We start from the raw sequence: 14,068 nt of genomic DNA on the forward strand, positions 1-14,068 counted from the left end.
AAAGCATTCTAATCCAGTCCGCAGACCCCTGCCATAAGGTTTCACTACCACACAAATAGCGTAGCGGGCCATTTCAGCGCCAATTTCCGGTGCTGTAGGCACATTATCGGCAGATGCGGAACCTTCCTGCAGCGCACCTATGCGGGCCGCTTCAGATGCTTACCCAAAATAAACGTTTCTGACGATTTGTCCCGCGAGGCTTTCGGCTTGCGGGCCGCCACCACCTTGAACTGGCGCTTGAACTTTTCGACAATCTGGCTGTAACCGCTGCCATGAAAACATTTGACTAAAAGGGCGCCATCCGGCTTCAGGTGGTTTTGCGAAAATTCCATCGCGATATCGCACAGATGCTCGATTCGCGCGGCATCCGCGACCGCCACTCCCGACAGGTTGGGCGCCATATCCGAAATTACAAGATCAACCTGACGTTCCCCGACTAATTCTTCGAGTTGTTCGAGAACCGAGTCTTCGCGGAAGTCGCCCTGAATGAAATGGACGTCGGCGATCGGTTCCATCGGCAGCATGTCCAGCGCGATGATCGTGCCGTCGATGCCGCCCTCGCGCTCGGCGTCGCGCTGCGAGCCCTTGGCGAGCTTGTTGCGGGCGTACTGGCTCCAACTGCCCGGTACCGAGCCGAGGTCGACGATCACCTGGCCTGGCCGGATCAGCTTGTCCTGCTCGTCGATTTCCTTCAGCTTGTAGGCTGCACGGGCGCGATAGCCCTCCCGCTGCGCCATTTTGACGTACGGGTCGTTGATGTGATCATGCAACCACGCCGTGTTGAACTTGTTTTTTGCCATTAAAGGTGAACTCTTGCTGCGAAATGTGGCGCTTTAGGGGATAATACGCGGTTAATTCGCGCGGCCACCGCCAAAACTGGCAGTCATCCGCGATTCTGTTGTTCTGACGCGCCGCCCTGCGCTATTGGCCGAATCTCTCGGAAATGCAGGTGCCGCCATTTTAGTCGAGTCTCCCACTTTCCATGCCAGCCCTTAAAGTCTCTTCCGACCAACGCGCCGAGTTGCGCTCCCAGGCACATGCGCTCAAACCGGTCGTGCTCGTCGGCGCCGAAGGCTTGACCGACGCTGTGCTGTCGGAAATCAAGGTCCACCTTGGCGCGCATCAACTGATCAAGATCCGCGTGTTCGGCGACGAACGCGAAGAACGCATTGCCATCTACGAACAGATCTGCGACACGCTGAACGCCGCGCCGATCCAGCATATCGGCAAGCTGCTGGTGATCTGGAAGCCGGAAGCGGCAGTACAACCGGCTGTCAAGGCCAAGCGCGGCGCCCTGCCGAGCGCCCGCGAAGCCGCTGTCGAAGCCAAACCGGGTAAGGGCCGCGCACCGCGCGTGGTCACGGTGGTGAAGCCCAGCGAAATCCCGATGCGCAAGCCGAAGGCAAAAGCAGTCGTGGTGCGCGGCAATGAACGCGTCACGCAAGGCGGCAATATCAAGCGCGCCAAGAAGCGCCAGACCAGCGCGAAGCGCGCGCATCAGTCGTCGAAGTAAGCGAATGATGAGGGTGCGGGCGGCGTCCGCACCTTGGGGTGAACTGCTCAGGCGGCCTGGCTGATGCCTATTTGATGCCTATTTGATGCCCATTTGGGTAGCGCTGCAGGCAAACCCGCTCAAGCAAGGTAGAACCATACCACTCAACTGGTTACTTTCCCCGCAGCGCCGCGAGCGCCCTGCTCCGCGGTCACAATGCCGACGCTCGCCGGCAGCTTCCACACCAGCACCACACCCAGCAGGCTTTCGATCAGGTAAAACAGACTCGATACGCCGTGCAGGATGCCAAAGCGCGTCGCATAAGCCGAATGCCCGACATCACTGCCCGCTTCCAGCGCGGCAATGCGCATTGCATTCATGAACGGCTGCAGCGCAAAGTAACCCACCAGCACGCACACCAGCATGCCGACGATCAACCAGCGCAAACGACGATAAGCGTCGCTGCCCCGGCGCACCAGTACGTTCGCGAGACCCAGCAGCAAAATGCCGCACACCGCGCCCAGCACGCCCTCGATACGAAACAGTTGCGCCGCTACGGCGCCTGCCGTCATGCGATCGAGCGACGTGAACAACACCGGCGCGACGGCATAGCCGATAGTCAACAGACTACCGACCCACACCACCGTCAGCAGACGGAACAGCCGATGCGGCATCAAGGACACCGGGGCCACCTTCAAACGTAGCTAACCGCGATGATTTCGTACTCGCGCACGCCGCCCGGTGCCTGCACCGATGCAACGTCGCCTTCCGACTTGCCGATCAATGCGCGCGCGATCGGCGAGCTGATCGAGATCAGACCGTGGTCGATGTCCGCTTCATCGTCGCCGACGATCTGGTATTTGACCTTCGCACCCGAATCGAGGTCTTCGAGTTCGAGCGTCGCGCCGAACACCACACGCCCGTCCGCTTCGACCGCCGCCGGGTCGATCACCTGCGCCCCGGCCAGCTTCGATTCGATTTCGGCAATACGGCCTTCGATGAAGCCCTGCTTTTCCTTCGCCGCGTCGTATTCCGCGTTTTCCGACAGATCGCCCTGGGCACGCGCTTCCGCGATCGAATTGATCACGGAGGGACGCTCAACCGATTTCAGGCGCTGCAATTCATCGCGCAACATTTCCGCGCCGCGCTTAGTCAATGGAACAGTGCTCATAAACAACTCTATGCAAAAAACAGCCGTAAAAAAAATCACCGCGGTTAAGTGCATTCCGCGGGGGCCGGAGCACCGGGGGAAACCCGGGCCCAAAGCACCTGCGGAACGCCGCTTAACCGCGGCACTTACATCTTGGACAGGTATTCGAAGCCTTAGTTTAGGCGAGCGTGAAGACCTTGTAAATCATAGACTTCCAGGTCCTTCAAATAGCGCAAACCTTCAACCGCGGCCCGTGCACCGGACATCGTCGTGTAGTACGTGACCTTGTTCGCCTGCGCGCTCATGCGGATCGAACGCGAGTCGGCGATCGCGGCACGGGTTTCGTCGACGGTCGTGAAGACCAGCGCGATTTCACCGTTCTTGATCATGTCGACGATGTGCGGCCGGCCGTCCTTCACCTTGTTGACGACCTTGACCGGCACGCCGGCCGCTTCGATCGCGGCAGCCGTGCCCTTGGTCGCGACGATCGGGTAGCCGAGTTCGTGCAGCATGTGCGCCACTTCGACAGCCTTCGGCTTGTCGGCGTCCATCACGGTCAGGAGCACCGTGCCCGACTCCGGCAGACGCGAACCTGCCGCGAGCTGCGACTTGAACAGCGCTTCGCCGAACGTTTGACCCACGCCCATCACTTCACCGGTCGAACGCATTTCCGGTCCGAGCACCGGATCGACTGTCGGGAACTTGACGAACGGGAACACGGCTTCCTTCACGCTGAAGTACGGCGGATCGATTTCCTTCGTCACGCCCTGTTGCGCAAGCGTCTGGCCGACCATCGCACGCGCGGCGATCTTGGCGAGCGGCAGACTGGTCGCCTTCGAGACGTACGGCACCGTACGCGATGCTCGCGGGTTCACTTCGAGCACGTAGATCACGTCTTCTTTCGAACCATCCGCCTGCGGCACCTGCTGGATCGCGAATTGCACGTTCATCAGGCCGATCACGTTCAGCGCCTTGGCCATTGCGCCGGTCTGGCGCTTCAGCTCGGCAATGGTTTCCTTCGACAGCGAGTACGGCGGCAGCGAGCAAGCCGAGTCGCCCGAGTGGACGCCCGCCTGTTCGATGTGCTCCATCACGCCGCCGATGAACACGGCCTCGCCATCGGAGATGCAATCCACGTCGCATTCGATCGCGTCATTCAGGAAGCGGTCGAGCAGCACCGGCGAATCGTTCGACACCTTCACGGCCTCGCGCATGTAGCGTTCGAGATCGCGCGGCTCGTGGACGATTTCCATGGCGCGGCCACCCAGCACGTACGACGGACGCACCACCAGCGGATAACCGATTTCTTCAGCGAGCTTGAGCGCTTCGTCTTCAGCACGCGCGGTACGGTTCGGCGGTTGACGCAGGCCGAGGTCCTGCAGCAGCTTCTGGAAACGCTCGCGGTCTTCGGCGGCGTCGATCATGTCCGGCGACGTGCCGATGATCGGCACACCGTTCGCTTCGAGATCGAGTGCGAGCTTCAGCGGCGTTTGACCGCCGTATTGCACGATCACGCCGACCGGCTTTTCTTTGTCGACGATTTCGAGCACGTCTTCGAGCGTCAGCGATTCGAAGTACAGACGATCGGACGTGTCGTAGTCGGTCGAAACGGTTTCAGGGTTGCAGTTGACCATGATCGTTTCGTAGCCGTCTTCGCGCATGGCGAGCGCGGCGTGCACGCAGCAGTAGTCGAACTCGATACCCTGGCCGATCCGGTTGGGGCCACCACCCAGCACCATGATCTTCTTGTTGTTCGTCGGGTTCGCTTCGCACTCTTCCTCGTAGGTCGAGTACATGTAGGCGGTTTTCGTGGCGAACTCGGCTGCGCAGGTGTCGACGCGCTTGTAGACCGGGCGCACGTTCAACTCGATACGGCGCTGGCGCACTTCCGCCGGCTTCGCGCCGAGCAGCTTCGCCAAGCGGCGATCCGAGAAGCCGCTTTGCTTCAGATACTTGAGTTCTTCCTTCGAGAGGCTTGCCAGCGTACGGCCGGCCAGCGCCTTTTCCTTCAGAATGATCTGTTCGATCTGCGCGAGGAACCACGGGTCGATCGAGGTCTCTTCGAAGATTTCTTCTGCCGTCATGCCGACACGGAACGCGTCGCCGACATACCAGATGCGATCCGGACCGGCTTCGCCGATCTCGCGGATGATCTCGTCGCGATTGACGGTCTTTTCGTCCAGGCCGTCCACGCCCACTTCGAGACCGCGCAGCGCCTTCTGGAACGACTCCTGGAAGGTGCGGCCAATCGCCATCACTTCGCCGACCGACTTCATCTGGGTAGTCAGGCGCGCATCGGCTTCGCGGAATTTCTCGAACGCGAAACGTGGGATCTTGGTGACGACGTAGTCAATCGTCGGTTCGAACGATGCCGGGGTTTGGCCGCCGGTGATTTCGTTCTTCAACTCGTCCAGCGTGTAGCCGACTGCCAGCTTCGCCGCGACCTTCGCGATCGGGAAGCCAGTCGCCTTCGAGGCCAGTGCCGACGAACGCGACACGCGTGGGTTCATTTCGATCACGATCATCCGGCCATCTTTCGGATTGATCGAGAACTGCACGTTCGAACCACCCGTATCCACACCGATCTCGCGCAGCACGGCGAGCGATGCGTTACGCAGGATCTGATATTCCTTGTCCGTGAGCGTTTGCGCCGGCGCGACGGTGATCGAGTCGCCGGTGTGGATGCCCATCGGATCCAGGTTTTCGATCGAGCAAACGATGATGCAGTTGTCCTTCTTGTCGCGGACCACTTCCATCTCGTACTCTTTCCAGCCGAGCAGCGATTCTTCGATCAGCAGTTCACGCGTAGGCGACAGGTCGAGACCGCGCTTGCAGATCTCTTCGAATTCGTCGCGGTTGTACGCGATACCGCCGCCCGAACCGCCCAACGTGAACGACGGACGGATCACGACCGGATAACCGCCGCTACCCGTTTGCGTTGCGATGTCGGCCTGAACCTGCAGTGCTTCTTCCATCGAATGCGCGGTGCCCGACTTGGCCGAACCGAGGCCGATCTTGGTCATCGCGTCTTTGAACTTCTGACGGTCTTCCGCCTTGTCGATCGCTTCCGGCGAGGCGCCGATCAGCTCGACCTTGTACTTGTCCAGCACGCCGTGCGCATGGAGATCCAGTGCGCAGTTCAGCGCGGTCTGGCCGCCCATCGTCGGCAGGATCGCGTCCGGGCGCTCCTTGGCGATAATGCGCTCCACCACTTCCCACGTGATCGGCTCGATGTAGGTGACGTCGGCCGTGTTCGGGTCGGTCATGATCGTCGCCGGATTGCTGTTGACGAGAATGACCTTGTAGCCTTCCTCACGCAGCGCCTTGCATGCCTGCGCGCCCGAGTAATCGAACTCGCACGCCTGGCCGATGATGATCGGACCCGCGCCGATGATGAGGATGCTTTTAATGTCTGTCCGCTTGGGCATAACGCTCTCGCTAATGTATTCCTGAATTCTTTCCGTCGGCGCGCTGCGTTGATACGTTGCGCGCGCTCTGTTGTGTGCGGCTCGCTGCGCTTGTGCGCCGAGGCGCTGTTCGCGCGGCGAGCCGTGCGCCACCTGGGCGCCTCGCACTCTGCTGCTTATGCCGCTGTTGCCTTGCCGGCCTTCTTCGTGTCCATCAACGCCGTGAAGCGATCGAACAGATAGGCGATGTCGTGCGGACCGGGCGACGCTTCCGGGTGGCCCTGGAAGCAGAACGCAGGCTTGTCGGTCAGCGCGAAGCCTTGCAGCGTGCCGTCGAACAGCGAGATGTGCGTGACCTTGGCATTGGCCGGCAGCGTGTCGGCGTCGACCGCGAAACCGTGGTTCTGCGACGTGATGACCACACGGCCGTCTTCGAGATCCTTTACCGGATGGTTCGCGCCGTGGTGGCCGGTCTTCATCTTCAGGGTCTTGGCGCCGAGCGCGAGGCCCATGATCTGGTGGCCGAGGCAGATGCCGAAGGTCGGGATGCCGCGTTCGATCAGCTCTTTAGTCGCAGCGATTGCGTAGTCGCACGGTTCCGGATCGCCGGGGCCGTTCGACAGGAACACGCCGTCCGGATTGAGCGCGAGCGCATCAGCCGCGGAAGCTTGCGCCGGCAGCACGGTAACGTGGCAGCCGCGCTCAGCCAGCATGCGCAGAATGTTGTACTTCACGCCGTAGTCAAACGCGACCACGCGGTACTTCGGTGCGTTCTGCGTGCCGTAGCCGGTGCCCAGACGCCATTCGGTCTGGGTCCATTCGTAGCTTTCCTTCGTCGACACGACCTTCGCGAGGTCCATGCCCGACAAACCCGGGAACGAGCGCGCGAGTTCGATTGCCTTCGCTTCGTCATCCGAACCGGCCAGAATGGCGCCGTTCTGCGCACCCTTGTCGCGCAACACGCGGGTCAGCATACGGGTGTCGAGACCGGCGATGGCGACCACGCCTTCGTCCTTCAGGTATTGCGGGAGCGTGCGCTCCATGCGGAAGTTCGACGCGAGAACCGGCAGATCGCGGATGATCAGGCCGGCGGCATGGACTTTCGTGGCTTCGACGTCTTCGGCATTCACGCCGACATTACCGATGTGCGGATACGTGAGGGTCACGATCTGGCGCGCGTAGCTCGGGTCGGTCAGGATTTCCTGATAACCGGTGATAGCGGTGTTGAACACGACTTCGCCGATCGTATGCCCGGGGGCGCCGATCGAGTAACCACGAAAGACCGTGCCGTCGGCGAGTGCGAGCAAAGCGGGAGAAAATGACGGCAACACGGGAGACTCCTTGGGGAACACCCTGTTGCCGACCTGTCTATCCGACTGCGAGCCGCAGCGAAACGCATCGGCAAGGATGCGCGCGCAGACTCGCTCGCGTACTGCTGGTGACGTCGCAAGGGGCGCGATGGGTCCATTGTGTGGACGGCTCGGCTGGGGTGCGGGGCGTCAAAAGCGCGCGGCGGATGAACGGTATGGGAGAGGTAGGCGCTAGGGTGCGGGTTGATAAGCTCAAACCTTGAAATTATAGCGTGAAACTACCCTTCCCTCCAAATCCGAGATGGGGAGCCGGCGTAGCGGAGCGCCCTCCCAAACGGGTCGAAGTCTTGCTGCACATGGCTCAGAAGCCGGTCGACAAAATTTGTGCGGGCCAGAATCGGGATAGAGCCGGCGAATATGACCCGACCCGGCGAACCATCCACAACGGCCTTAAACCGGCCGTTCAGCGCGCGCGTGCACCGGCTGAAGCCCTGTGCGGCCGGGCAATACGTACCAGATCGCGCTCAACAATTGCAGCGCCATCAGAATGCCCCAGGCGGTGAGATGCGCGGCGGCCGGATAATGTCCGCCACTGGCCGGCCAGTGCGACAGCACCGCGCCGACGCCAATCTGGAAGCCGAAAATCAGCAGAAAGATGATCAGTGTCAGGGTGGTGTTCACCCGGCCGATCATCTGCGCCGGGAAGTGCCGCGCCATCACCGCGTAGCTGAGAATCCCGGTACCGCCGAAGATCCCATACGCCGCCCACAGCAGGCTCGCGGGCAGCGGCGCATTGAACATGATCAGCAACTGGGTGACGACGAACAGCGCCATGCCGGTGCCGCAAAACACGTACAGCGAGACACCGCGCCGCTCGAGGCTGCGCGCGGCCGCGCCGAAGCCCACGCAGCCGGCCATCATCGCGAAGCCGAGAACCGATACGAGCGCGGCAGCTTCACGCGGCTCGAAGCCCTGCACGTCGCGCAACCAGGCGCCGACCCACAGCGATTGCATCGCGTAGAACACGCCTTGCGTGACGACCGAAAACGACGCGATCTTCCAGAATGCCGCGCTCTTCAAAATGTGCAAAGTGCCCTTGAACTGGGCGCCGAGACTTGCCTGGTGATGGGTTTCCTTTGCGTCTGGCGCGAGGGTCCACTGCGCGACTGCCACGAGAACCGTCAGCAAACCCAAGCCAACGCAGACCGCGCGCCAACTGGCGAAGCCCAGCACCCACGTGAGCGGAGAGCCAACCATCACGCCGCCGAAACCGCCAATCGCCATCACCAGCCCGTTCATCAACGGCAACCGTGCCGACGCGAAATGCTGCGCCAACGCCTTGAAGGCGGCGCCGAGACACACGGACACGCCGACGCCGATCAGCAGACGCCCGACCATCATCGCGCCAACGCCGTGCGCCGCTCCGAACACCCAGATTCCCAGCGCGGCAAATAGCAGGGTGACCGCCGTCACCCGACGCGCGCCGAAGTGGTCGAGCAACACGCCCGCCGGAATCTGCGCGCCCGCGAAACCGAGGAAATACAGACTGGTGAGCAAACCGAGATCCGTGGCCGACAAGCCGAGATCGTGTGTGATGAAGGGCGCAAAGCCCAGATTGACGCCGCGAAACACGTACGAAACAAAGTAACCGGCGGAAAACAGCAGAAAGACGCGCAACTGGGTGGACGACATGAGCTTTGAAATGAGCGGCCGACAAGGCCTGAGCACGAACGATAAATGAAATGAGCGAAATTCGCCTGAATTGATCTGCAGAATGAAAAACGCCGTCACCCTAAGGTGACGGCGTCGGAATAACACGGTGCGTGATCGGAGCGCAATTCATGCGCTGCCCCCGCAACGCATGTGGTCACTACCGTGGAGCCGCTTTTTGGTCTACTTACCCTTCTTCGCGTTGGCCACGGTCTTCTGGCGGCTATCTGCCGCGGCCTTCGACGCCTTGCTGGACGTGGAAGCCGACACCTTCGTCATCTTGCCCTTGCTGGCGCCGGACGTTGTCGGCTTGCTCGCTTTATCCACCGGTTCAGACACCTTCACCACGGCGGAGCGGCCACGACCCTTTTTCTTATCGTAGCGCGAATCGTTCTTCGTGTCTGTGACACGGGTGCCGATCTTCTCGACGCCGCCGCCCTGCACGTCAGTCGCGATGCGTTCCGGACCCGGTTCGCTCGGCATCGCCTTGCCAACCGGCACGTGCAGCACGATCACCTGACCACGCGAAACCTGATCGCGATGCGTGCGATTCCATGCCTTCAATTGACCGATCGAGACGCCGTAACGCACTGCGATCGCGGCCATGGATTGATTGCGACGCACGCGAATCAGCATCTTGCGGGTGTCGGGAACGTCGGGCTCCATGGCGAGCACGGCGCTTTCGGCAACGTCGGCGCTGATGTCTTCGTCGTCGTCCGAACCACGCGGCACCACGATTGTGGAACCCGGTTTCAAACGCATGCCGGCCGGAATCTTGTTCACTTCCATCAGCGTGTCGGCATCGACACCGATCTTTTGCGCGATCGCCGCCGGCGCCGAGCGCTCCGTGACCGTGTACGTGGTCCAGGACGACAGCGAGCCGGAATAGGCCTTCAGATTACGTTCGAAGGCGCTGGCGTTATCGAACGGCAGCAGGATTTGCGGCTGCGTGGCGCCGAGAATCACCGGCTTCCTGAACGACGGGTTCAGCGAGCGGAATTCGTCTGGCGACAGATTCGCGAGTTTTGCCGCCATGTCCACGTCGATGTCGTGCGAGGTCGTGACCGTCACGAAATACGGGTGATTTGGAATCGACGGCAGCGTGAGCCCGTACATCTGGGGGTTCATCACGATGTTCTTCACCGCCTGCAACTTGGGCACGTAGTTGCGCGTCTCGTTCGGCATGCGCAGGCTGAGGTAGTCGGTGGGCAGCCCCGCCGCTTCGTTGCGCGCGATCGCGCGCTGCACGTTGCCCTCACCCCAGTTGTACGCGGCGAGCGCCAGTTGCCAGTCGCCGAACATGTCATGCAGACGCGACAGGTAGTCGAGCGCGGCGCTGGTCGAAGCCAGCACGTCGCGGCGCTCGTCCTGCCACATGTTCTGCTTGAGGTTGTAGGTGCGGCCTGTGCCCGGCATGAACTGCCACATGCCGGCGGCCTTCGCCACCGACAATGCCTGCGGGCTATACGCGGATTCGATGAACGGCAGCAAGGCAAGCTCGGTCGGCATATTGCGCGCTTCGAGCTCTTCGACGATGTGGTACAGGTATTTCTGCGAGCGCTCGGTCATGCGCTGCACGTAATCCGGACGCTGCGCATACCAGTTGACCTGCATGTCGACGAGGTCGGTTTGCAGATCCGGCATTTGAAAACCACGGCGAATACGGCCCCACAAATCGGCGTCCGCGCTCGTCAGTTGACTGACCGAGCCTTGATCGACGTTGATCGTCTCTTTGGCGGTGGCTGTCTTGCGAAGGGCGTCGGCTACGGCTTGCTGGCTGGCGGGGTTTGTTGCGGTGGTAGGGCTATTCGTCGCCGGTCCCTGACTCGCGCAAGCGGCGAGTGTCAGGACCAACAACGCACTAAAGATAAATCGCATGAACGTCTCGGCTTCCACAAGGGCTGGAATTTGCAGCCGATAGTACGAAACGGCAACGTTTACGTCAATCGGAAAATTACGAAAAAAATCAAGGAAATCTTAGGCTTGGCGAATTTTTGCGATTCTTCGCGTGAGGAACACCCCGATGCTCAACGGGTCAACGGAAGCGGTTTTTCCATTCGCGCATCAGCGTAAATGCGGTCAAACGATCGGACACTTTTTCGTGCAACTGCTCTTGCAAGGTAGCGCGAATCGCCGGACTGTCGGCGCGCAAAAACGGATTCACGGCGCGTTCGTGGGCGATGGTGGTGGGCAGCGTCGGCACATGGCGCGCGCGCAATTCGCTCGCCGTGTCGCGCCAGGCTTGCAGTTCGGCGTTGCCTGGCTCGCAGGCGAGCGCGAAGCGGATGTTCGACAAGGTGTACTCGTGGGCGCAGTGAACCTCGGTCGCGCCGGGCAGCGCGGCCAGCGCATCCAGCGACGCCAGCATCTGCGTGGGCGTGCCTTCGAACAAGCGGCCGCAGCCACACGCGAACAGCGTGTCGCCACAAAACACGTGCGGCGTGCCGCGCGGATCGGCCGCCTGGAAATAGGCAATGTGGCCGCTCGTATGCCCGGGCACGTCGAGTACGCTGAATTCGAGTGCGGGGGCCGCAATCGTCACGTGATCGCCGTTTTTGAGACGATGCGTGAGATGCTGGATCGCCTCACCAGCGGGGCCGTACACGGGAACGGCCTGGCCGTTCAGCAGATCGGCCACCCCACCGACATGGTCTTGGTGATGGTGCGTGAGTAAAATAGCGCTCAGCCGCCAACCCCGTTTCGCCAGATATGCGCGCACGGGGGCGGCCTCACCCGGATCGACGACCACCGCATGATGCCCGTCGGAAACGACCCAGATGTAATTGTCTTCAAACGCCGGGACCGGTACGTACTCGAGCGCATTCATAGGTGACGCATTCTCTGATATGACTGATCGAGCAATTATAGACTGGCCTGCCTGGACCGATTCACCACCCGGCCGCTACGTACTCGAGTGGGAACAGACCCAGCTCGATCGCGTGGTGTCCGACGTGTTCGGTTACCATGCGCTGCAACTCGGCCTGCCGCAGCTCGACGCCCTGCGCGAGAACCGCATGCCCTGCCGCGGGCTCGTGCTCGACGCAGCGAGCGGCGCGAGTGCGCCCTACACTTTTCCGCGCGGCCTCGGGCGCGCCGGGAATGGCTCGGGCAAGGGCATGGGTAACAGCGCCGCGCAAGGTCTGCCCGCGGGTTTGCCTGCGCCCGCTGGACGCAGCGCTGTCTGGTGCGATCTGCTCGACTTGCCGTTCGAAGCACAAAGCGTCGACCTGATCGTGATGCCGCATACGCTGGAATTCACGAGCGACCCGCACCGGCTGCTGCGCGAAGCGGAGCGCGTGCTGATGCCCGAAGGCCAGTTGATCATTCTCGGCTTCAATTCGCTGTCGCTGTGGGGCGCGCGCCAATCGGTCGGCAAGATGACGGGCCGGCCGTTCGTGCCCGCCGCAGTCGACCTGATCGCCTTCACGCGCCTGAAAGACTGGATCAAATTGCTGGGTTTCGACCTTGAACGCGGGCGCTTTGGCTGCTATCGTCCGCCGCTCGGCAGCGAACAATGGCTGTCCCGCTATGGCTTCATGGAAGCCGCCGGCGACCGCTGGTGGCCGATTTTCGGCGCCACCTACATGATCAAGGCGATCAAGCGCGTGCGCGGCATGCGCCTCGTCGGCCCGCTGAAAGTCAAGAAACCTGTCCTCGCCGCGGGCCTCGCGCCCGCCGCCACTCCGAACACACGCAACCACACACAATGACTTCCGACATCATCGATATTTATACCGACGGCGCCTGCAAGGGCAACCCCGGCCCCGGCGGCTGGGGCGCGCTGCTGCGCTTCGGCGATCAGGAAAAAGAACTGTTCGGCGGTGAGCCCAACACCACCAACAATCGCATGGAACTGATGGGCGTGATCGGCGCTCTCGAGGCGCTCAAGCGCCCCTGCAAGGCCGTCGTACATACCGACTCGCAGTACGTGCAGAAAGGCATCAGCGAATGGATTCACGGCTGGAAGAAAAAAGGCTGGATCACCGCCGCGAAGCAGCCGGTGAAGAACGCCGATCTCTGGAAGCGGCTCGATGCGCTCGTCGCGCAGCACGAAATTGAATGGCGCTGGGTGCGCGGTCACAACGGCCACCCGGAAAACGAACGCGCGGATCAACTGGCCAATCGCGGCGTCGCGTCACTCGCGGAGATGTGATGCGTGTTGTGATGCCCGCGGCGACACCCACGCGCGCGCCCTTCTTTTTCGCTGATTTTTTTAGAGCAGGCTAATCCGACATGCGTCAACTCATCCTCGATACCGAAACCACCGGCCTGAATGCACGAACCGGCGACCGGATCCTTGAACTCGGTTGCGTCGAAATGGTGAACCGCCGGCTCACGGGCAACAACCTGCATTTCTACATCAACCCGGAACGCGAAAGCGATCCGGGCGCTTTGGCCGTTCACGGGCTGACCACCGAGTTCCTGAGCGACAAGCCAAAGTTCGCCGAGATTGCCGATCAGATTCGCGACTTCATTCAGGACGCGGAACTGATCATTCACAACGCGCCGTTCGACATCGGCTTTCTCGATGCCGAATTTGCGTTGCTGGGTTTGCCGCCGGTGAAAACCTACTGCGGCGAGATCATCGATACGCTCGCGCGCGCCAAGCAGATGTTCCCGGGCAAGCGCAATTCGCTCGACGCGCTGTGCGACCGCTTCGGCATCAGCAACGCACACCGCACCTTGCACGGCGCACTGCTCGACTCGGAACTGCTTGCCGAGGTTTACCTGGCAATGACGCGCGGCCAGGAGAGCCTCGTTATCGACATGCTCGGCGATTCGCACGGCGGCGGCGATGCGAGCGCACCGCGCATCGCGATCGATTCGCTGAATCTGGTCGTGATCGCCGCGAGCGACGACGAAGTCGCCGAACATCAGGCCGTGCTCGACGGTCTCGACAAAGCGGTCAAAGGCACGAGCGTGTGGCGTCTCGAACCGGCTCCGGCTGCGGCCGCGGATGAGCAAACCACTTAAAAAGTACTAGACGAGTCGAAAAATC

The 14,068-nt window shown here is 61.6% G+C and carries 12 protein-coding genes; 4 read left to right on the forward strand and 8 right to left on the reverse strand.

Annotated elements, in window-relative coordinates:
- Positions 1 to 137 precede the first annotated feature (137 nt).
- Complete coding sequence (locus P3T25_RS15655) at positions 138 to 800, reverse strand: RlmE family RNA methyltransferase (RefSeq protein WP_054036258.1); 663 nt, start codon at positions 798 to 800, stop codon at positions 138 to 140.
- Between the two features lie 182 nt (positions 801 to 982).
- Between P3T25_RS15655 and P3T25_RS15660 the strand changes: the two genes are divergently transcribed.
- Complete coding sequence (locus tag P3T25_RS15660; RefSeq protein WP_093640370.1) at positions 983 to 1,513, forward strand: YhbY family RNA-binding protein; 531 nt, start codon at positions 983 to 985, stop codon at positions 1,511 to 1,513.
- A gap of 143 nt (positions 1,514 to 1,656) precedes the next feature.
- Here the strand turns inward: P3T25_RS15660 and P3T25_RS15665 are convergent, their stop codons facing one another.
- The 7 genes from P3T25_RS15665 to gloB form a co-directional block, all read right to left on the reverse strand.
- Positions 1,657 to 2,166 carry a DUF4149 domain-containing protein gene (locus P3T25_RS15665; protein ID WP_154565268.1) on the reverse strand — a complete coding sequence of 170 codons (510 nt, stop codon included), beginning with the start codon at positions 2,164 to 2,166 and terminating at the stop codon, positions 1,657 to 1,659.
- Positions 2,167 to 2,186: 20 nt separating this feature from the next.
- Positions 2,187 to 2,663 (reverse strand): transcription elongation factor GreA, encoded by a 477-nt coding sequence (gene greA, locus P3T25_RS15670; protein WP_054036257.1) that lies wholly within the window; start codon positions 2,661 to 2,663, stop codon positions 2,187 to 2,189.
- Between the two features lie 152 nt (positions 2,664 to 2,815).
- Complete coding sequence (carB, locus tag P3T25_RS15675) at positions 2,816 to 6,070, reverse strand: carbamoyl-phosphate synthase large subunit (RefSeq protein WP_171925340.1); 3,255 nt, start codon at positions 6,068 to 6,070, stop codon at positions 2,816 to 2,818.
- Between the two features lie 155 nt (positions 6,071 to 6,225).
- Positions 6,226 to 7,380 (reverse strand): glutamine-hydrolyzing carbamoyl-phosphate synthase small subunit, encoded by a 1,155-nt coding sequence (gene carA, locus P3T25_RS15680; RefSeq protein ID WP_054036255.1) that lies wholly within the window; start codon positions 7,378 to 7,380, stop codon positions 6,226 to 6,228.
- Between the two features lie 429 nt (positions 7,381 to 7,809).
- On the reverse strand, positions 7,810 to 9,051 hold the full coding sequence (locus tag P3T25_RS15685) for an MFS transporter (protein WP_171925341.1): 1,242 nt from the start codon (positions 9,049 to 9,051) through the stop codon (positions 7,810 to 7,812).
- 201 nt (positions 9,052 to 9,252) lie between these two features.
- The gene (locus tag P3T25_RS15690; RefSeq protein WP_171925342.1) at positions 9,253 to 10,947 is read right to left on the reverse strand and encodes a transglycosylase SLT domain-containing protein; all 1,695 of its coding nucleotides are present in this window, start codon (positions 10,945 to 10,947) and stop codon (positions 9,253 to 9,255) included.
- Positions 10,948 to 11,104: 157 nt separating this feature from the next.
- Positions 11,105 to 11,896, reverse strand: coding sequence for a hydroxyacylglutathione hydrolase (gene gloB, locus P3T25_RS15695; protein ID WP_266258256.1), 792 nt, complete (start codon positions 11,894 to 11,896; stop codon positions 11,105 to 11,107).
- A gap of 19 nt (positions 11,897 to 11,915) precedes the next feature.
- Here gloB and P3T25_RS15700 point away from each other — a divergent pair, with 19 nt between their 5' ends.
- The 3 genes from P3T25_RS15700 to dnaQ all read left to right on the forward strand — a co-directional run bounded on the left by P3T25_RS15700 (position 11,916) and on the right by dnaQ (position 14,043).
- On the forward strand, positions 11,916 to 12,779 hold the full coding sequence (locus P3T25_RS15700) for a class I SAM-dependent methyltransferase (RefSeq protein ID WP_154565273.1): 864 nt from the start codon (positions 11,916 to 11,918) through the stop codon (positions 12,777 to 12,779).
- Complete coding sequence (rnhA, locus tag P3T25_RS15705; protein ID WP_154565274.1) at positions 12,776 to 13,222, forward strand: ribonuclease HI; 447 nt, start codon at positions 12,776 to 12,778, stop codon at positions 13,220 to 13,222. Before P3T25_RS15700 ends, rnhA begins: the two co-directional genes overlap by 4 nt.
- 80 nt (positions 13,223 to 13,302) lie before the next feature.
- Positions 13,303 to 14,043: a DNA polymerase III subunit epsilon gene (dnaQ, locus tag P3T25_RS15710; RefSeq protein ID WP_266258255.1), complete on the forward strand. Its 741-nt coding sequence runs from the start codon at positions 13,303 to 13,305 to the stop codon at positions 14,041 to 14,043.
- Positions 14,044 to 14,068 lie beyond the last annotated feature (25 nt).

The organism is Paraburkholderia sp. GAS32 (genome assembly GCF_050434225.1).
Classification (GTDB): Bacteria; Pseudomonadota; Gammaproteobacteria; order Burkholderiales; family Burkholderiaceae; genus Paraburkholderia; species Paraburkholderia madseniana.